At 62.5% G+C, this 19137-nt stretch carries 22 protein-coding genes; 4 read left to right on the plus strand and 18 right to left on the minus strand.

Annotated features, from left to right (window positions below; genetic code table 11):
* Positions 1 to 8 precede the first annotated feature (8 nt).
* Positions 9 to 851, minus strand: coding sequence for a squalene/phytoene synthase family protein (locus RID42_14085; GenBank protein ID MEQ8248801.1), 843 nt, complete (start codon positions 849 to 851; stop codon positions 9 to 11).
* Positions 852 to 989: 138 nt separating this feature from the next.
* Here RID42_14085 and RID42_14090 point away from each other — a divergent pair, with 138 nt between their 5' ends.
* On the plus strand, positions 990 to 1595 hold the full coding sequence (locus RID42_14090) for a urate hydroxylase PuuD (protein MEQ8248802.1): 606 nt from the start codon (positions 990 to 992) through the stop codon (positions 1593 to 1595).
* 81 nt (positions 1596 to 1676) lie between these two features.
* On the opposite strand, the gene RID42_14095 is transcribed toward RID42_14090, so the two are convergent.
* The 6 genes from RID42_14095 to yajC all read right to left on the minus strand — a co-directional run bounded on the left by RID42_14095 (position 1677) and on the right by yajC (position 5822).
* Positions 1677 to 2096, minus strand: a complete 420-nt coding sequence (locus RID42_14095; protein MEQ8248803.1) for a hypothetical protein — start codon at positions 2094 to 2096, stop codon at positions 1677 to 1679.
* A 39-nt stretch (positions 2097 to 2135) separates the two neighbouring features.
* Positions 2136 to 2411: a hypothetical protein gene (locus tag RID42_14100; GenBank protein MEQ8248804.1), complete on the minus strand. Its 276-nt coding sequence runs from the start codon at positions 2409 to 2411 to the stop codon at positions 2136 to 2138.
* A gap of 31 nt (positions 2412 to 2442) precedes the next feature.
* Complete coding sequence (locus tag RID42_14105) at positions 2443 to 2820, minus strand: Mth938-like domain-containing protein (GenBank protein ID MEQ8248805.1); 378 nt, start codon at positions 2818 to 2820, stop codon at positions 2443 to 2445.
* 7 nt (positions 2821 to 2827) lie between these two features.
* On the minus strand, positions 2828 to 3784 hold the full coding sequence (gene secF / locus RID42_14110; GenBank protein MEQ8248806.1) for a protein translocase subunit SecF: 957 nt from the start codon (positions 3782 to 3784) through the stop codon (positions 2828 to 2830).
* 10 nt (positions 3785 to 3794) lie between these two features.
* Complete coding sequence (secD, locus tag RID42_14115; GenBank protein ID MEQ8248807.1) at positions 3795 to 5399, minus strand: protein translocase subunit SecD; 1605 nt, start codon at positions 5397 to 5399, stop codon at positions 3795 to 3797.
* A gap of 81 nt (positions 5400 to 5480) precedes the next feature.
* A complete protein-coding gene (gene yajC, locus RID42_14120; GenBank protein ID MEQ8248808.1) occupies positions 5481 to 5822 on the minus strand; it encodes a preprotein translocase subunit YajC in 342 nt (113 codons plus the stop codon).
* 180 nt (positions 5823 to 6002) lie between these two features.
* Here yajC and RID42_14125 point away from each other — a divergent pair, with 180 nt between their 5' ends.
* Genes RID42_14125 through RID42_14135 form a run of 3 tightly spaced genes read left to right on the plus strand, consistent with a single transcriptional unit; the run spans position 6003 to position 9383 of the window.
* The gene (locus RID42_14125; protein ID MEQ8248809.1) at positions 6003 to 6857 is read left to right on the plus strand and encodes an ATP-binding protein; all 855 of its coding nucleotides are present in this window, start codon (positions 6003 to 6005) and stop codon (positions 6855 to 6857) included.
* 4 nt (positions 6858 to 6861) lie between these two features.
* A complete protein-coding gene (locus tag RID42_14130; GenBank protein ID MEQ8248810.1) occupies positions 6862 to 8379 on the plus strand; it encodes an acyl--CoA ligase in 1518 nt (505 codons plus the stop codon).
* A complete protein-coding gene (locus RID42_14135; GenBank protein MEQ8248811.1) occupies positions 8376 to 9383 on the plus strand; it encodes a 2-dehydropantoate 2-reductase in 1008 nt (335 codons plus the stop codon). Before RID42_14130 ends, RID42_14135 begins: the two co-directional genes overlap by 4 nt.
* On the opposite strand, the gene RID42_14140 is transcribed toward RID42_14135, so the two are convergent.
* The 11 genes from RID42_14140 to RID42_14190 form a co-directional block, all read right to left on the minus strand.
* A complete protein-coding gene (locus RID42_14140; protein MEQ8248812.1) occupies positions 9380 to 10267 on the minus strand; it encodes a M23 family metallopeptidase in 888 nt (295 codons plus the stop codon). The two genes, RID42_14135 and RID42_14140, sit on opposite strands and share 4 nt — an antisense overlap.
* Positions 10268 to 10414: 147 nt before the next feature.
* Positions 10415 to 10555: a hypothetical protein gene (locus RID42_14145; GenBank protein ID MEQ8248813.1), complete on the minus strand. Its 141-nt coding sequence runs from the start codon at positions 10553 to 10555 to the stop codon at positions 10415 to 10417.
* 74 nt (positions 10556 to 10629) lie between these two features.
* Positions 10630 to 11292 carry a protein-L-isoaspartate(D-aspartate) O-methyltransferase gene (locus RID42_14150; protein ID MEQ8248814.1) on the minus strand — a complete coding sequence of 221 codons (663 nt, stop codon included), beginning with the start codon at positions 11290 to 11292 and terminating at the stop codon, positions 10630 to 10632.
* Positions 11289 to 12056, minus strand: coding sequence for a 5'/3'-nucleotidase SurE (gene surE / locus RID42_14155; GenBank protein ID MEQ8248815.1), 768 nt, complete (start codon positions 12054 to 12056; stop codon positions 11289 to 11291). Before surE ends, RID42_14150 begins: the two co-directional genes overlap by 4 nt.
* Positions 12053 to 13330, minus strand: a complete 1278-nt coding sequence (gene serS, locus RID42_14160) for a serine--tRNA ligase (protein MEQ8248816.1) — start codon at positions 13328 to 13330, stop codon at positions 12053 to 12055. The genes surE and serS overlap by 4 nt, the downstream gene beginning before the upstream one ends.
* A gap of 46 nt (positions 13331 to 13376) precedes the next feature.
* Positions 13377 to 14195 (minus strand): twin-arginine translocase subunit TatC, encoded by an 819-nt coding sequence (gene tatC / locus RID42_14165; GenBank protein ID MEQ8248817.1) that lies wholly within the window; start codon positions 14193 to 14195, stop codon positions 13377 to 13379.
* Positions 14196 to 14205: 10 nt separating this feature from the next.
* On the minus strand, positions 14206 to 14730 hold the full coding sequence (gene tatB / locus RID42_14170; protein MEQ8248818.1) for a Sec-independent protein translocase protein TatB: 525 nt from the start codon (positions 14728 to 14730) through the stop codon (positions 14206 to 14208).
* A gap of 59 nt (positions 14731 to 14789) precedes the next feature.
* Positions 14790 to 15011 (minus strand): twin-arginine translocase TatA/TatE family subunit, encoded by a 222-nt coding sequence (locus RID42_14175; GenBank protein ID MEQ8248819.1) that lies wholly within the window; start codon positions 15009 to 15011, stop codon positions 14790 to 14792.
* Between the two features lie 116 nt (positions 15012 to 15127).
* The gene (locus RID42_14180; protein MEQ8248820.1) at positions 15128 to 16183 is read right to left on the minus strand and encodes an ABC transporter ATP-binding protein; all 1056 of its coding nucleotides are present in this window, start codon (positions 16181 to 16183) and stop codon (positions 15128 to 15130) included.
* A gap of 68 nt (positions 16184 to 16251) precedes the next feature.
* Complete coding sequence (locus RID42_14185) at positions 16252 to 17931, minus strand: iron ABC transporter permease (protein ID MEQ8248821.1); 1680 nt, start codon at positions 17929 to 17931, stop codon at positions 16252 to 16254.
* Between the two features lie 87 nt (positions 17932 to 18018).
* Positions 18019 to 19074 (minus strand): Fe(3+) ABC transporter substrate-binding protein, encoded by a 1056-nt coding sequence (locus RID42_14190; protein MEQ8248822.1) that lies wholly within the window; start codon positions 19072 to 19074, stop codon positions 18019 to 18021.
* Positions 19075 to 19137 lie beyond the last annotated feature (63 nt).

Consider the following 19137-nt stretch of genomic DNA (forward strand, 5'->3'; position numbering starts at 1 on the left):
TCCAAGTCCTAGCCGGTCACCCTGCCGGTCAGCACCCCCAAGGCCACCGACAATTGGCGGGATAAAGGTCCCGGCGGTTTGAGACCGAACGGGTTGCCGTTGGCCCGCTTAAGCGCTTGGGCATCTCTGACCGCCAAAAGAACGGTTGCGAACACCGGTCGCGCCAGCTTCGGCAGCGACGTCCGACGCGCCACCGTCAGGTGCCGCTCGGCCTCGGCGACGACATCGCTGACCGCGCGTCCAAGCTCCGGCGTGGCGCGGCCCGCGAAGGTTGCTTCGAGATCGACGTCGCGACCTTCGAGGATATCCGCCGGGATCGGTACTCGACGCATGGCTGCATGGTGCGGGAGTGCCCGCATGAGGCCGATGAGCGCCCAGCCCGCGCCGGCGGCTCGGGCTGCCTCGACAACCTCAGCGTCGTCGATTCCGAGCGCCCGCAACAGGAGCGTGTTCACCCCGCCCGCAGTGTCCGCGCCGTAGCGCGAGAGCGCTGCCAAGTCCGCAAAGGGCGTGTCGTCGAGATCGCGCGCCCGCGTATCCACCAGGGCGGCCATCGCCGCGATCGATCCATCGTCCGGCGTCGTCGCCGCGATGGCCTGCGCAACCGGATGCGCCGCGCGGGCACCGCGGCCCACCCCGGCCAAGGTGTCGCGCCAAAATTGGAGCCTGATTTCCCCCAACATCGGTTCGCTGACGGCATCGCGAATCCGCGCGAGTTCGAGGTCGAAGGCGAACAGCGCCAGGGCGACCCGGCGTCCGCCGGGTGGCAGGAGAGTGGCCACGAGGTAGCGGTCGGGCTCGCGCGCCCGAAGCTCTTGGGCGCAATGCAATAGGGCGGCATCGGCCGACATGCGGTCTCCCCTCGGGTGTAGATCCCGCCAATTGTCGCGGCGCTCTGTTGCGGGGTAAATGAGAATCGTTCTATAGTTCGCTCGATTTGGGTTTTATCACACAATATCTTGTGTGAACCTTCGAGGGAGGCGCGTCCTATGGGTTCTATTCTTCAAAATCTGCAGTCGACGATCATTGCCGGCCTAGTGCTGACGATCGTTATGATTGCAGTCGTGGTCGGTTGGCATGGCCAAGGCCTCGAATTCGACACCAATTGGTGGTCTTTCCTATTCCGCTGGCTGCACGTGATTTCCGGTGTGATGTGGATCGGCCTGCTGTGGTACTTCAACTTCGTTCAAATTCCGACCATGCCGAAGGTTCCGGACGAACTGAAACCGGCGGTTTCCAAGCACATCGCACCGTCGGCGCTGTTTTGGTTCCGCTGGGGCGCTATGGCAACGCTCATCACCGGCCTGATCCTGGCATGGATCAAAGGTTACCTCGGCGGGGCCCTCGGGCTCGGCATCGAGTCCGGTGTGGGCCAACATACCGCGATCGGGATCGGGATGTATCTCGGCGCGATCATGTGGTTCAACGTGTGGTTCGTCATTTGGCCGAACCAGAAAAAAGCGCTCGGCATTGTTGAGGCCGACGCGGCCACAAAGGCGAAGGCAGCACGCACCGCGATGCTGTTCTCGCGGACCAACACCCTGCTGTCGATCCCGATGCTTTACGCGATGGTATCGGCGCAGAACCTCTACTAAGAAAATGCTCAACCGTGCGACGAAAGGGGCCCTCCGGGGCCCCTTTTTTTTGGCGACCGTGAGGTTACCCCCGGGGGCGTCCTAGACGGCGGGCTCGGTAGGGCGGCGCGGAAACGACGCGGATTGGCCTGGGGCCAGGAAAAAACACCCTGACGCACCCGGCAGCGCAAGCGGCAATTTGCCGAAGACACCGAGCGCCCCTTCGCGCCGCAACCGTTGCGCAAAACCCGTCTCATCGCTATGGACGACCCACGTACCGGTCGCTGGGTTGGCCAGCAAACGCCCCCCCGCTGCGCGGATCGCCATAATCGCGGCGCGTTCATCGGCTGGAGAAAACACCGACACGACCGTACCGGCATCGGCGTCCGCCACCGACGACGCGTTCAGGACAACCGCCATGCCACCTCCCCAGATCGCCACGATGCCCCCGAAGATCAGGGCGGCGAGCAAATGGGGATGCCGACCGAGACCGGGCGAGATGGATCGGAAGACCGCATTCATGGGCAACATTCTGACCGGTGCCGTGCAAACGGGCAAACCCTAGGTCTTGCCCGCGGGATCGACATCCCGCTCCTTCTCCTTCAACCAACGCAACAACTGATTGCGCCAGGGCGGTATATCGAGCGACATCAGCACAATTCCAACCGGCAACATCCATAGCCCAAGGACCGGTAGAATGCTGAAGATGCCGCCGACGACAAACAAGAGACCGAGAACCGAACGCACGCCCCAGGGCACATTGTTCAGCGACCAATACCCAAATCGGCGGGTCTTATGCAGGATGTCGGCCAGTGTCGCCTTTACGCTGTCAAACATTTCAGGCGAGAAATGAGTACCTGTTCGGGCGCTACGCCAACGCAATGACAGCGGCGGCGACGCGGCGATCCTCCGCCATCAGCACGTTGTAGGTGCGGCAGGCCGCGCCTGTATCCATCAAATCGATGCCGATGCGCGCGTCCCGCAACGCGGTGCGGAGCGCCGGATCCAACGGCTTGATCCCGGGACCGCAGCCAAAGAGCAGCAGTTCGACGCGCGGCTCGGCGGTGAGAATATCGTTTAAATGCCCGAGCGCGAGGTCGTCCCATGTGGCAGGGGCAAACGGCACAACCCGTTCCGGGAACACGAGGAGCGAGCCCTCGTAGCGCTCGTTCGAAACCAGGAACCCGCCGGCGCCATAACTGTTGATGACCTGGCGTCCGCGTGGAATGAGCGGGGTGACGTCCATGACCCGCCTAGGCGGGGTTCGCGTCGCCGGCGCCCTCCTCGGTGTTTTTGTCGAACGCCTGACGGCGGACACCGAGATAGAGCAAGACGGGCGCCGCCACAAAGATCGAAGAATAGGTGCCGATCACGACGCCCCAAATCATCGCCATGACAAACCCCGCGATGACCGGTCCACCGACCACCGCCAAAGCAATCAACGCCAACAAGGTGGTGAAGGAGGTCAGCGTGGTGCGCGAGAGCGTATCGTTAATCGACAGATCGAGAAGTTCGCGGAGTTCCATTTTCTTATATTTGCGTAAGTTTTCGCGCACACGGTCGTACACAACGACGGTGTCGTTCATCGAATAACCGACGATGGTCAGAATCGCGGCAACGATCGAGAGGTTGAACTCCAAACCGGTCACCGCAAAAAACCCAAATGTGAGAATGACGTCGTGCACGAGCGCCATGACCGCGCCCACCGAAAATTGCCACTCGAAGCGAAACCAGATGTAGACCAGCATCGCTGCCAGCGCGAGGCCCAGCGCCAGCGCCCCTGCCCGCACTAACTCACCCGACACCTGCGGCCCGACGAACTCGACGCGGCGGAATTCGATGCCGCTCCCCACCGCCTTCTCAAGCGCTTCCTTGATGACCTCGACCGCGGCCTGTTGCTCGGCGGCGTCGCCGACCTGACGCTCCACACGAATAAGGACCTCGTCCGCCGAACCGAATTCCTGCAACGACAAGTCGCCAAGTCCCAAGCTGCCGACCGCGTCGCGCATGCCCGCAATGTTGGCGACCCCGGGAGTTTTCGCCTGGATCAACGTGCCGCCGCGAAAATCGATTCCGAAATTCAAACCGAGTACAAACAGAAGGACGATCGACAAAATCGCTAAACCGGCCGATAGACCGAAAGCTAGGTTGCGCACGCCCATGAAGGGAACGTGGGTGTTGTCCGGAACCAGTTTGAGTTTCCAAGCCATCGGTGCGCCCCTAGATCGGCAATTTCGTCGGGCGGCGCGCACGCATCCACGTAATCACGATCAACCGCGACAGCGTAATCGCCGTGAACATCGAACTCGCGATGCCGAAGGCTAGCGTGACGGCAAACCCTTTGACCGGCCCGGAGCCGAACTGGAACAGCAGAATCGCGGCAATCAGCGTCGTCACATTGGCGTCGACGATGGTGGAGAGCGCGCGCGAATAGCCCGCGTCGATTGCGGCGATCGGTGTCTTCCCGGTTCGCACCTCTTCGCGAATTCGTTCGAAAATGAGAACGTTCGCGTCGACCGCCATGCCGATCGTCAGCACGACGCCGGCGATACCCGGTAGAGTCAGAGTCGCTTGCAATAACGACAAGCCGCCACCTATCAAGATCATGTTCACCAACAGCGCGATATTGGCGACCATACCGAACAGCCCGTAAGCCATGACCATGAAGCCCATGACGGCAACAAAGGCGATCACACTCGCGAGCTCGCCCGCAGCCACGGAATCAGCGCCAAGACCTGGGCCAACCGAGCGCTCCTCCAAAATATTCAAAGGCGCCGGTAACGCACCGGCGCGTAACAGAAGCGCCAAATCGTTGGCCTCCTGCACCGAAAAGCCGCCGGTGATGATCCCCGAACCGCCCAGAATCGGTTGCCGAATAACCGGGGCGCTGATCACCCGGCCGTCGAGCACGATGGCGAAGGGCCGCCCGACGTTGTCGGTGGTCGCCTGACCGAACCTGCGGCCCCCGGCCGCATCGAAACGGAAACTCACCGCCGGTCCGCCGGACTGCTGATCGAAAGTCGTCGACGCTGTAATCAAGTTCTCGCCGCTCACGATAATTTCGCGACGCACGATGTACTCGGTCTGCTGGCTCGTCGATCGTCCGTCCGCGGGAAGCGCGACCGACCCCGGCGGCGCGCGGCCACCCGTTCGCGCCTCCATATCGACCATTTGAAAGGTAAGTCGAGCGGTCTGTCCGAGCAGGCGCTTGATCCGCGCGGGATCGTCGAGTCCTGGCAACTGGACCAAGATTCGGTCATCGCCTTGGCGCTGAATCGACGGCTCGCGCGTGCCGGTTTCGTCGATCCGGCGGCGAACGATCTCGATCGATTGTTCGACTGCGGCGCGGCGGCGTTCGGTGATCGCCTCCTCGGTCAAGGTAACCTTGGCAATCCCGTCGTCGTCTACGGTAACGTCGATATCTTGGGCGCCAACGCTTAAAAACGCATTGGAAACGATCGGTTGCGAGAGAGCCCGAAGCGCGCTCACGGCGCCCTCACGCTGTTCGAGTGTAACCAAACGAACGCGGACTGCATTTTGCTCGATACCGATCCCGGTATAGTTGACCCGCGCGGCGCGCAACGCTCGGCGTACTTCGCTTTCTAGCGACTCAAGACGCTCGCGGATAACCGAATCGACATCCACTTCGAGCAGAAGATGCGACCCGCCCTGGAGGTCGAGGCCAAGGTTGATCTGCTGATTGGGCAACCAGCCCGGCCATTTCTCAACGCTGGCGCGCGGGAAAAAATTAGGCAACAGAAATACAATGCCTGCCGCCACGACCAGCGCCACAAGGGTCGTCTTCCATCTCGCGAACTGCAGCATCTAACCGCGCCTGCTCAAATTTCTACGCGCCGCCGGCCTGTCGGAGACGTCCTGGGTCGCAGCAGGCCGGAAGACAGCACTCTATTTGTCGTCGCCCACCGGCTCGGCGCGTGTGACCACATCTTGAATGGTGCCGCGCGCAACCTGGACCCGGACCCCATCGGAGATTTCCACCTCGACTCGGTTTTCGTCCAAGACTTTGGTGACTTTGCCGATTATGCCGCCCCCCGTCACAACGCTGTCGCCGCGACGCAAGGCACTCACCATCTGGCGGTGCACCTTGACCTTTTTTTGCTGTGGCCGGATCAGAAGGAAGTAGAAAACGACGAAAATCAGAACCAACGGCAGCAAGCTGATAATACCGCCACCGCCGAAAGCGCCGCCGCCCTCAGCCCCCTGTGCAAAGGCCATCGAAATCAACATGGAAACTCCCGAAATTCAGCCCAAATGGCTGGCGGACTATAACCGCCCCCTGCCCGATTGCAAATCACGTCGCAGCGCCTTCTCGATCCGGTGGGATGGGCATTTCTTGGCGTGGGAACCGCCTCTTGGGACTGCCTCTTCAGACTTTGCATCGCCCGCACCGCGACGTAGGGTCTCGCCATGAGCGATCCCGATCTCAAGCCCCTCCTGGTCCGCATAGCGGACGCGTTGGAGGCTCTCCAGCCCGCCGCCGCACCGCCGGTCGATCTCTCTGCCGCCGATGCCTTCGTCTGGCACGCCCAGGGTAACCGGTTGCAAGCGATCCCCACGGTTGCCCATATCGACTTGGCGATGTTGGTCGGGATCGACCGCGTGCGCGATGTCCTCCTCGACAATACGCGCCGATTCGCGGCGGGCCACGCCGCCAACAACGCGCTGTTGTGGGGTGCGCGTGGCATGGGCAAAAGCTCGCTGGTGAAGGCGGTGCACGCCGCGATCAACCGCGACACGCCGGGCACCCTCGCCTTGGTCGAAATTCACCGGGAAGACATCCCGACGCTGCCGCAGCTCCTCGCCGTACTCGCCGCTGGACCGCGCCGGTGCGTCTTGTTTTGCGACGACCTGTCGTTCGATACCGCCGATACCAGCTATAAATCGCTCAAGGCGGTCCTTGAGGGCGGCCTCGAAGGGCGTCCCAGCAACGTCATTTTCTATGCGACCTCCAACCGCCGCCACTTGATGCCGCGAGACATGATCGAGAACGAACGCTCGACCGCGATCAACCCGTCCGAATCAGTCGAAGAAAAAGTGTCGCTGTCGGATCGGTTTGGCCTATGGCTTGGCTTCCATAGCTGTAACCAGGATGAGTACTTGGCCATGATTCAAGGATATGTGCGCGAACTCGGACTTGTGATCGAACCTGCCCAGCTCCAGGCGGAGGCGATCGAATGGTCGATGACGCGCGGCGCCCGGTCAGGCCGGGTCGCGTGGCAGTTCATCCAGGACCTTGCCGGCCGCCAAAGAAAAAGCGTGTAGTGCCATGACCGCCCTTCTCCACGACGCCCTCGCCGCCCATCCGAACGAAACCGACGCCCTCGGCGCACCGGATCGCCCGACAATGACCTACGGTCAGCTCCGAGCGCTTGTTGCGACCACGGGTGCGACGCTGAACGCGCTCGGCATCGGCCGCAACGACCGGGTTGCCATCGTTTTGCCGAACGGGCCCGAGATGGCGGCGGCGTTTGTTGCGATCGCCGGCGCCGCGACGACGGCGCCATTGAATCCGGCCTACCGCGCCGATGAATTTCGCTTCTACCTTGAGGACCTGAATGCCAAGGCATTGATCGTCCAAGCTGGCGAGGACTCGCCCGCCATCGAGGTCGCCCAGACCCTAGGTATTGCCGTCGTAACGCTGACTCCGAATATCGCTGCGCCAGCGGGTACGTTCACTCTCGACGGCCCGGTCGCAGGCGCAGCGGCTTCCGTCGGGACCGCACAGGCCGACGATGTTGCCCTCGTGCTGCACACGTCGGGAACGACCTCGCGGCCCAAAATTGTACCTCTAACCCACACCAATATTGCCGCATCGGCCCGCAATATCGCCGCAACGTTGCGCCTGGGTACGGAAGACCGATGCCTCAACATCATGCCGCTGTTTCACATCCATGGCCTCATCGCCGCTGTTTCTGCCTCGCTCGTCGCGGGTGCATCGGTGCACTGTACGCCCGGATTCAACGCGCTGCGGATCTTCGGTTGGTTCGAGGCGATCGCGCCAACTTGGTACACTGCGGTTCCAACCATGCATCAAGCGATCCTATCGCGCGCGGTGCGCAACAAGGATGTCGTCGCGCGCATGGGTCTGCGGTTTATCCGATCCTCCTCGTCGTCGCTGCCGCCGCCGGTCATGCAAGGTCTTGAGACCTTGTTCGGTGTGCCGGTTATCGAATCCTACGGGATGACCGAGGCCAGCCATCAAATGACCAGTAATCAACTCCCGCCGGGCGACCGCAAACCGGGCAGTGTCGGTGCCGCCGCAGGGCCGGAGGTCGCGATCATGGACCCGGCTGGGACGATACTTGCCGTGGGCGAAACGGGCGAGATCGTAATTCGCGGCGAGAACGTGACGTCCGGATACGAGAACAATCCCGAGGCAAACGCCGCTGCGTACACGGGCGGCTGGTTTCGCACCGGCGACCAAGGCTTTCTCGACGCCGATGGGTTCTTGACCATCAGCGGCCGATTGAAAGAAATCATCAACCGCGGCGGGGAAAAGATCGCGCCCCTGGAGGTCGACAACGTCCTGATGGAACATGCCGCCGTCGCGCAGGCCGTGACCTTCGCGGTGCCCCACGACAAACTCGGCGAGGACGTCGCGGCAGTAGTTGTGCTGCGCGAGGACGCGGTCACCGACGAGAAAACGCTACGTACGTTCGTCGGCGAACATCTGACCGACTTCAAGGTGCCGCGCCGCATCGTGATCGTGGATGAAATCCCCAAGGGGGCAACGGGCAAGGTGCAGCGGATCGGCCTCGCCAAAAGGCTCGGCCTGGCGGAATGAAGATTTGCATTTACGGCGCGGGCGCCATCGGCGGCTATCTCGGCGCCGGGTTGGCCCACGCCGGGGCGGCCGTTTCGCTGGTTGCCCGGGGCCCCCATCTCGCCGCCATCCAAGATCACGGTCTGACGTTGATCAAGGACAGCGAAACCACGACAGCGCCGATACAGGCCACCGACGATCCCGCGACACTGGGGGTGCAGGACTACGTCATCGTCTCGCTGAAGGCCCATTCGGTCATTCCCGCACTGGATCAAATCGCCACCTTGATCGGCCCCAGCACCGCCGTGGTCTGGGCCGTCAATGGAATCCCGTGGTGGTACTTCCACGAGCTTGAGGGGCCATGGCGCGATGCGCGGCTGCGCAGCTTGGACCCCAGCGATGCTCAGTGGCGCGCGTTGAGGCCCGAACGGATGATTGGGTGCGTTGTCTATCCTGCCTGCGAGGTGAGCGCGCCGGGTGTCATCACCCACGTCGAGGGCGACCGGTTTTCGTTGGGCGAGCCATCGGGTGCACGCACGGACCGCGTCGTTGCCCTGTCGAAGGCGCTGATTGCCGGCGGTTTCAAGGCGCCAGTGCGACCCCGCATTCGCGATGAAATTTGGATCAAGCTGTGGGGCAACCTGTCGTTCAATCCGGTCAGCGCCCTGACCCACGCGACCCTCGAAGAGATCGGCGGCAACCCCGACACGCGCGCGGTCGTGCGGGCAATGATGGTCGAAGCGCAAACGGTTGCCGAGAAACTCGGGATCACGTTCGCCATCGATGTCGACAAACGAATCGCCGGTGCGGTTGCGGTCGGCGCGCACCGTACGTCCATGTTGCAAGACCTTGAGCGCGGACGACCCATGGAAATCGATGCGTTGGTTGCGGTCGTTCAGGAACTCGCACGCCTGACGAAAACGCCGTCACCCACCATCGATACGGTGCTGGCTCTGGTGCAAGAACGCGCCCTCCAGGCGGGGCTGTACACACCACGCGACGCGACGGTGTCGGAGCGCCCCTAACTCGTCAGGTTCGGCAGTCGCGTAAGGGGGTCGACGGGTTCGGTACCGCGGCGCAATTGGAAATGCACTTGGCCGGCGGCGCCGCCCGTCCGTCCGGCGCGGGCGATGGGCTGGCCCTGGCGCACCACATCGCCGCGACGCACGGCAACAGAATCGGTGTGCGCATAGGCCGTGATCCAACCTTCGGCATGGCGGATGAGGAGAAGGTTGCCGAGGTTCTTGACCTCTTCGCCGACGTAAATCACCTCGCCGTCGGCCGAGGCTCGCACCGCGGCGCCGTCGTCGGCGGCAATGTTGATCCCGTCGTTGACCCGCCCGCTGCCCTGCGGCCCGAAAGGCTGCAGGATGCGGCCGCGAACCGGCCAGTCGAACTGGCTGCCCGAAGACCGATAGGGCGGATCTGACCGCGCCGGCGGCGTGGCCGGGCGCGATGCCGGGATGGGGGCACGGGCAACCTGCTGGGGCGCTGTCTCTTCGGGGATCGCGGTCTCGTCAACCACCACAGCGGGGGCCGTCGGCGCCTGCCGCGGTTCGGCGAAGGTGAGCTGGACGCGGGCGGATTCCGGCAACATCAGCGGCTGTCCGACGAAGATGCGGTTGGGATCGGCAAGTCCGTTGAGGCGAATCACGTCGGCGGCCCGCACGCCGTAGCGATCGGCAATTACGCTGAGCGTATCGCCGGCGCGCACGGTGTAGATCGGACCGTCACCCAATTCGCGCAATGCCTGTCGTTGCGAGACGCCGGCGCGCCGGGTCGCATCGTCGCGTAGCGCCCGCTCAATCACCGCCGTAATCCGGTAGTCGATGGGCGCCGGCGCCGTTCGGGCACACGCGGCCAAGACGACGCAAAAAAGAACAAGGGGTGCGATCGAACGCAGGGTCAAGGCCACCTCTTTCGCCGGTCCACGCCCGGCCCCAATGCCTTCACGGCCACACCCGCCCTCCCGGCGATGCCTGGCCTACCCTGCCCGATAGAAAATTAGCGCGAGATGGCGCGTGGGATCAACTCCGGCAACGCGCCACGCGTTTTGTCAGAGGACGTTTGCCATCATCAAGAGAACCAAGATGACGCCAGCCAAGACGAAGATGCCAAGCTCCATGTTGCCTTGGCTGCTGGCTTCTTTGGCCTCATCGCTCAACGGTGCCGCCAATTCTTCGTCTGTCCATTCCATGGGTGTTTCCTCTAGATGCTGCGCTCAGGGTCCCAATCTAGCGAATCGTTTTCGCGGCGTCGCGCGTCTTTTATCTAACGCGCCGTCACCGAGTTGTTGTCGCGAACGACACCGGCGACCAAGGGAACGAAGCGCACCGGGAGCAGCTCTTCGGACGTAAAGGCCTCGCCGTTCCGAACGATGCGCACGATTTGCTGTGCCTGTGAATCCCGCCCAACAGGTACGATCAAGATACCCCCCTTGTCCGAGAGCTGTTCCTTGAGGGCCGATGGAACCTCCGGCGCGGCGGCGGTGACGATGATGCGGTCGAAGGGCGCCAATTCTGGCCACCCCAGTGCGCCGTCCCCCAGCCGGGCAACGATGTTGTTAATCCGCGCGCGCTTGAACTTCTCTTCGGCCCGGCGCAACAGAGATCGGTAGCGTTCGACGGTAAAAACACGGCGGCACAGCTTCGCTAACACCGCCGCTTGATAGCCGGACCCGGTACCGATCTCGAGTACCCGCTGGCGCGGATGCACATCCAGCGCCTGGGTCATGAAGGCGACGACGTAGGGTTGGCTGATCGTCTGCCCCTCCTCGATCGGCAGGGCGGTGTTTTCGTAGGCTTGGTCGACGAAGGACGGCGAGACGAAGATCTCGCGGGGTACCCGTTCGATCGCGGAAAGCACTTTCGTGTCCGAGATACCCTGCTGGCGCAGTTCCATGATCAAACGGATCTTGCGCGCATCCTGGGTCACTTGAAGACGGCCTGTAGAGCCTTTCGTGTGGCGCTATGGGTGAAGTCCATTTTGAGCGGCGTGACCGAAATTTGCCCCCGCATCGTTGCGCCAAGGTCGGTTGCCGCGCCGGGTTTGCCCAGTTGCCGTCTAAAACCAAGCCAGTAGTAGTTGCCACCGCGAGGGTCTTCGCGCTCGTGAATCTGAATTTTACCGACATCGCGCCGACCTTGAATGGTAATGACGGTTCCGGTCACTGCGTGGGCCTTCACCGGCGGAAAATTGACATTGAGAAGGACCTCCGACGGCCATCCCGCCTTGCGCAGTTTTCTCACTACGCCGGCACCGTGCTGTTCGGCGGTGCCCCAGTGGATCGGTTCGGGACGTTGAAAGACCTGGCTCAACGCGATCGACGGAATGCCCAACAGGGTTCCTTCCATTGCCGCGGCTACGGTTCCGGAATAGGTCACGTCCTCGGCCATATTGGCGCCCCGATTGACGCCCGAAAGCAGCAGGTCCGGCCGCCGCCCCTCGATCACTTGATTGAGGGCCATTACGACACAGTCGGTCGGGGTGCCGCCCACCGCAAACCGCCGTTTCGAAATACGGCGCACGCGCAACGGTTCGACCAAAGTCAGTGAATGGGACGCACCGCTTTGTTCGTGTTCGGGCGCGACGACCCAGATGTCGTCCGTCAAGGCGCGGGCAATCTTTTCCAGCACCTTCAATCCAGGCGCGTTGATCCCGTCGTCGTTGGTCACCAGGATGCGGAGCGGCGCGCTCACACTCCGATCCTCTCAACACCGCCCATATAGGGCCGCAAGACGTCGGGGACGAGGATCGAGCCATCCGCCTGCTGGTAGTTCTCCAGCACCGCGACCAAGGTGCGGCCGACCGCGAGACCGGATCCGTTCAGTGTATGCACGAAGCGCGTCCCCTTTTCTCCTGTCGGACGATAGCGCGCGTTCATGCGGCGCGCCTGGAAGTCGGTGTAGTGGGAGCAGGACGAAATCTCGCGAAAGCGGTCCTGGCCGGGCAGCCACACTTCAATGTCGTGGGTCTTAGCGTTTGAAAACCCGAGGTCGCCGGTACATAGCGCGACCACGCGGTAGTGCAGCCCAAGGCTCTGAAGGACCGCCTCGGCGCAATTCGTCAGGCGGTCGTGCTCGGCGACGGCGTCTTCGGGCGCGACGATCGAGACAATCTCCACCTTGTGGAACTGATGCTGACGAATCATCCCGCGCGTGTCTTTACCGGCAGCCCCTGCTTCGGACCGAAAACACGGTGTCAGCGCCGTCACGCGCATGGGCAGCTCCACCTGATCCAAGATCTGTTCACGGACCAAATTGGTCAACGGCACTTCCGAGGTCGAGATCAGCCAAAAGTCGTTGGTCGTACGAAACAGATCTTCGGCGAACTTCGGCAGCTGTCCCACGCCGAAGGCCGCGTCGTCCCGCACCAAGAGTGGCGGCGAAACTTCGGTATAGCCGTTCTCGCCCGTTTGCAGGTCGAGCATGAACTGGCCGAGTGCCCGTTCCAACCGCGCTAACGCCCCCTTCAGGACGACGAAACGTGCGCCCGACATGCGCGCCGCCGCATCGAAATCCATCAGCCCCAACGCTTCGCCAAGATCGACGTGATCCTTCGGCGCAAAATCGAACGACGGTCGCTGGCCCCATTGCCGGACCTCGACGTTGTCGTCTTCGCTTAAGCCGTCGGGGACATCGCCCGCCGGAATATTGGGAAGACCGGCAAGCAGCGCGCTGAGCTCGTCGCCGAGGTCGCGCTCGCGGGATTCGTCCTGCTGAATCTGCGTCTTGATCGCCGCGACTTCCGCCATCAACCGTTCGGCCTCGGCGGCGTCGCCCTGGCCTTTGGCTTTGCCGATCGATTTCGATGCGTCGTTGCGCATTTTCTGGGCGTCCTGCAGCGCCGTTTGGACTGCGCGGCGCTGTTCGTCGAGGGCAAGGATCGCCGCGGCCTGCGGTTCAAGTCCGCGGCGTTTCATGCCAGCGTCGAAATCGGCAGGGTGATCGCGAATAAAGCGAATATCGTGCATGGCCCGCACTTATAGGGGCCGCGTAGAATCCCGTAAAGGCTGCGGCTTAGGCGGTCAGCTCCGCTTCTTCTTCCGCCTCGCGGGCGGCGCGCCGTTTCTCGACCCGGCGGGCCAAGAAAATCGAGACCTCGTATAGGAGCAGCATCGGCACGCCCAGACCGATCTGGCTGATGAGGTCGGGCGGGGTCAGGATCGCGGCAATCGCGAAAACAACGACGACCGCGTAGCGCCGCTTTTTAGCCAATGAGTCGGCGGAGACGATGCCGGCGCGGGACAACAACGTGAGGACCACCGGCATTTGAAAGGCAATGCCGAACGCGAAGATCAGCTTCATGATCAAAGACAGATACTCGCCGACCTTGGCCTCGAGTTCGATGGGCAGCGTGCCCTCTCCGCCCGGCGTCTCGAAACCGAGAAAGAAGCGCCACGCCAGCGGGATGATCATGTAATAGACCAACGCCGCGCCGGCGGTGAACAGGATCGGCGTAGCAATGAGGAACGGTAAAAACGCACCGCGTTCGTTTTTGTAGAGACCGGGCGCGGCGAATTTCCAAATTTGCATCGCCAGGAACGGAAACGTCACCCAAAACGCGGCGAACATCGAAACCTTGAGCAGCGTAAAGAAAGCCTCTTGCAGGGCGGTATAGATCAGGCGCTTGCCCGTCATGCCCTGGACGGCATCGGCGTAGGGCTGCACAAGGAAATTGTAGATCTCGTCGGAAAAGACGTAGGCGACGACGAACGCCACGACGAAAAAAATCACGACCTGCATCAGCCGCTTGCGCAGCTCGGTCAGATGTTCGAGCAGCGGCGCCTTGCTGGACTCGATCTCCGCCTCTTCGTCGGGTGCCCGTTCTGCGACCATGTGGCCGTTCCTAGGCGGTCGACGCGCCGGCCTTGGCCGGCGGTTGGGTCGATTGTTCGCTCAAGGCGGCGTCATCGGCTTTGTGAGCCGCTGCGGCGTCGGCCTTGTGGGACGCGGCGTCATCGGCTTTTTGCGCCGCCGCAGCGACCGCATCGCCGTCTGCCGGAATCGACGCGGGCTTATCGTCTTCCTCTAGGGCCGCCGGTTTCGCCAGCGCTTCCGCCGGTTGGGACTCCACCGAGCCCGCAACGTTGCCGTCGATCGCTTTCTTTAGCGATCCATCGGGGTCGATGTGTTTGTTCAGCGCCGTCACGCTGCTGCCGCCGCCAATGCTGTTGAGGTCGCGTCGCAAATCGTCGAGTTCTGTTTCGCGGCCGATCTCTTCGAGGCTGCTGGTGAATTCGCGGCTCATCCGGCGGGCCTTTGCCGTCCACTGGCCGACCGTGCGAATAACCTTCGGCAGGTCTTTGGGCCCGACCACGAGGATCAGGACCAGGACCACCACCATCATTTCGGTCCAGCCAATATCGAACATCGCGGTGAAGCCTCGGGAACCCGCTCAAGCGCCGCGCCGTGGCGCCGGATGGTTCCTGGTTACGCGGTTTCTTTTTTGTTGGTTTCGACCGAGGCCGGTTTTTCGGCCGTCGCGTCGATCGTCTTTTGCTGCGCCCCAACCGTATCGTCCTCGGCCATGCCGCGCTTAAAGCTCTTGATACCTTTGGCCATATCGCCCATCAGACTCGAAATCTTGCCGCGGCCAAACAGAACCACGAGCAAGAGCACGACGACGAGGATTTGCCAGAAACTGATTCCCATGTGCTTGCTCCAGCTGTGTGGCGGACCGTTTTCCGCCATTTGTCGCGATCATCGCAGAAACGCTGAGTCTGCGCAAACGCACCCACCCCGCGCAAAACCCTATTTGCGCTGGAATTTCATCTATTTAGTGACTCTTTTGCGAAAACAAACGCCTGGTTCCGATCAAAATCGACCTTGACCGCGTCGCCCACCGACGGCGGCCGAGTTCCTGGAATATGGGCCGTCAAGCGGGTATCGCCGTTTACCACTAGGTCGACCACGCTATAGGGCCCTAGAACCCGCGCATTTTCGACGGTAGCCGGGGTTCCCGTCTCGCCCAGGGCCAAACCTTCATTGCGAATGCCGACGACGACCGGTCCCTCCCCCGCCCCCCCACCGTCGATCACTTTTCCGAGGACGGTTTGGACCATTCCGCCCTGCGCGCGCCCCTCGAGCGCATTCACATGACCAAAAAACTTAGCCACGAACAGACTGACCGGTTGACCGTAGATATCTGCGGGCGGCCCAACCTGGATGAGACGCCCCTCGCGCATGACCGCGACACGGTCGGCCATCCGCATCGCCTCTCGCGGATCGTGAGTCACCAGCAAGGTCGGCGTCAGGGCCTCGGCTAGTACACGCAACGTGTCGTCGCGGATCGAATCGCGCAATTGGGTGTCCAGGCCGGAAAACGGCTCATCCATCAACATCAGCGCCGGGCGCGGCGCCAGCGCGCGCGCGAGCGCAACACGCTGTTGCTCGCCGCCGGACAATTCGTGGGGATAGGTGTGCGCATAGCGCGCCATCCCAACGTGATCGAGAATCGCTTCGGCCCGCCGCCGCTTGTCGGCTCCATCGCGGCCCCTTACGCCGAACAGAACGTTGTCGATCACCTTGAGGTGCGGGAAGAGCGCGAAGTCCTGGAACACCATGCCCGTGTTGCGCTCTTCGGGCGGCAACGCGCGTCCGGCACCCGCAACGACGCGGCCGCCGATACTGATTTGCCCGCGCTGCAGTTCCTCGAGCCCGGCAGCGAGACGCAGCGTCGTTGATTTACCGCACCCTGATGGACCTACCAGACAGACCACTTCGCCGGCGCCGACGCTCAGCGAAAATCCGTCGACCGCGGCGATCCGGCCATAGCGATGGCCGACGTCGTCGAAGATCAAGGCGGGGGTGTCGGGTTCGGTCACGGCGCGGGTCTCGTCATAGAGTGGTGCCGACTGTGTAGCACAGGTGGGGACAGTGTCGGACACCGTGGTCAGATGACCTCGCTGGGATCGCGGGCGACCGCTTGGTTCAACAGAACCACCGGCACCAGGCCGACGGCGACGATGGTGAGCGCGCCAAGCGCCGAGAGCTCAAGCTGCTCGGACGATCCGAACTGGTAGACGTAGGTCGCGAGCGTGTCGAAGTTGAACGGCCGCAACAGGAGCGTGGCTGGCAATTCCTTCATCACATCGACAAAGATCAAGAGCGCCGCGGTGAGCAAGGTACCCTTCATCAGCGGTAAATGAACCCGCCGCAACGTGCCGGTGGGTCCTTCGCCCAACGTACGGGCCGCCATTTCCATGCTCGGTTTGATACGGCCGAGGCCGGATTCTAGCGCGCCGTAGGAGAGCGCGAAGAAACGCACGACATAGGCGAACATCACCGCCGCAACGGTCCCGCTCAGAAGCAAGCCGGTTGAAACACCGAAAGTGTCGCGCATCCACCCGTCGAAGGCGTTATCGAACGCACCGAAGGGAATTAGGATGCCGAGCGCCAGCACTGCGCCGGGAATGGCGTAACCTAGGCTTGCGAACCGTGCCGCACTTGACAGAATACGGCCGCCGCGCAGGCGAACGGCGTAGGCCAGGAACGTGGCAAGTGTGACACACAGAAGCGCCGCGCCCCCCGCCAGCAACAGACTGTTAATTGCAAAATCGGGAAAGCGCGACGACCAGGACTCCGAGGCAAACAGCACCGCATTCTTGAGCAGGACCCCGCCGGGGAGAAGAAAGCCCAGGGCGACCGGTGCCAAACACGCCCCAAAAGCAGCCCACCGCGCAGCGCCGCCCAGGCCAGTGCGGCGCGCGCGGCGATGCCGCGTCGCCAACGTGTGGTAGCGACGGCGGCGGCGCTCCAGACGTTCCAAGAGGATGAGCAGGACGACAAAACCGAGCATGACCAAGGCGATCTGTGCGCCGCCTCCGACATTGCCCATGGTCAGCCAGACATTGAATACCCCTGCGGTCAGGGTTCGTACGGCGAAGTAATCGACGGTACCGAAATCGTTGAGGGTCTCCATCAGCGTCAACGTCACGCCGACGACGATCGCCGGCCGCGCCAACGGCAAAGCCACCCGCCAAAACGTGCGCCACGGTCCGGCGCCCAACGTGCGACTCACCTCCCGGGTGATCCCGGCCTGTTCCAAAAAAGCAGCGCGGGCCAAGAGATAGACATAGGGGTAGAGCGTCAGCGTCATCATCGCGACGGCCCCACCCACGGTGCGAATCTCAGGGAACCAATAGTCGCGCGCCGAGGTCCAACCGAACATGTCGCGTAGGAGGCTCTGTATAGGGCCCGCGAATTCGAGCAGATCGGTGTAGACATAGGCAACGATGTAGGTGGGTGCGGCCAACGGCAGCATCAGCGCCCACTGAAACACGCGGCGCCCGGGAAACTCGGCAGTTGTCACCAACCATGCTGTGCCGACGCCGATAACGGCGCTACCGAGCGCGACACCTACCATCAGGCGGACGGTCGTTTCGATGTAATCCCACAGCACCGTCTCGAAGAGATGGGGCCAGATGTTCTCGCTGGGAAAAACCGCCAACCACGTCACGGCCAAGATCGGAAGACCGACCGCCAGAGCAATGAGCAGCCCGCCGATCTGCCAAAGACCTTCAGTCCCGACGCGCCGGGAACCCAACGCCACCGCCGCTTTGGCGTCGCTCACCATGCCCTCACTCTACACAAACCCATAACAAACGAACCCCGACGTCGCGACCGACGTCGGGGTTCTACGCCGCAAACGCGACGGATTCTAGCTAGACGGTCCTGCGTTGAAGTTGACTTCGTTGATCATACGGATTGCTGCGGGGCGTAGTTTAGCCACCGCAGCCAACGACTGATCGGCCCGCTTGAACGTACCGAAGGACTCCAACAGGCCCGACGGATCGACACCCTCACGCAGCGGATACTCGTTGTTCTGCTCGGCGTACATCCGTTGCGCCAGGTCGCCGACCAGGAACCGCATCAGCTTGAGCGCATTATCGCGGTTGGGCGCCGACTTGGTCATCGCCATGCCGGAGATATTCATGTGGGTGCCAGCCCCCGCTTGGTCGGGGAAGATCATGTTGGCGGCCTGCGCCCACGCGAATTGCTCTTCGTTTTGCAACATCAGGGCATAGTAGTAGTGATTGCCCAGGGCTAGATCGCATTGACCCTCCAAGATCGCCTTGACCTGGGCCCGGTCGTTGCCCTGCGGCTTGCGGGCAAGATTATCGCGCAGACCGACCAACCACGCCTTGGCTTTGGCTTCGCCGTGCTTCTCGATCATCGCGGCGAACAGCGCGACGTTGTACTCATGGTCGCCGGCACGGGTGCAGATCTTGCCCCGCCACTTTGGATCGGCGAGGTCTTCGTAGTTCAGCGCGCGCGCCTCCTCAAGCGGCACCCGGTCCTTGGATGCGTAGATCACCCGGGCGCGCTGGGTCAGGCCGAACCATTGGCCTTCGGGATCGCGCATGGCCGCCGGCAGTATCTGTTCAAGGGTCGCGTCGTGTACCACTTGGGTAACCCCGCCCTCCACCGCGTCGGCAAGCCGCCCGATATCGACGGTGAAGATCAAGTCGGCGGGCGAGTTACGGCCCTCCGCTTTCAGACGTTCCACCAACCCCTTTTCGGCAAAGACGACATTCACGTTAATCCCGGTCTCGCGGGTAAACGCGTCGAACATCGGCTGAATCAGGAACGGTTGCCGGTAAGAGTAGACGTTGACTTCCTCGGCAGCCTGTACCGCCGTCGACGCCCCCACAAACCCGCCGAGTATCAAAAGGCCGGCGATACCGGACCGAAACACCCTTCGCAACATGTACATCTCTCCCACCTTGACCCGCCGATACGGCTTAGGTTCGGTTGTTAATGGCCAGTCGCCGGTATG

The sequence above is a fragment of the Alphaproteobacteria bacterium genome, assembly GCA_040216735.1.
In the GTDB taxonomy this organism is placed as follows: domain Bacteria; phylum Pseudomonadota; class Alphaproteobacteria; order SHVP01; family SHVP01; genus CALJDF01.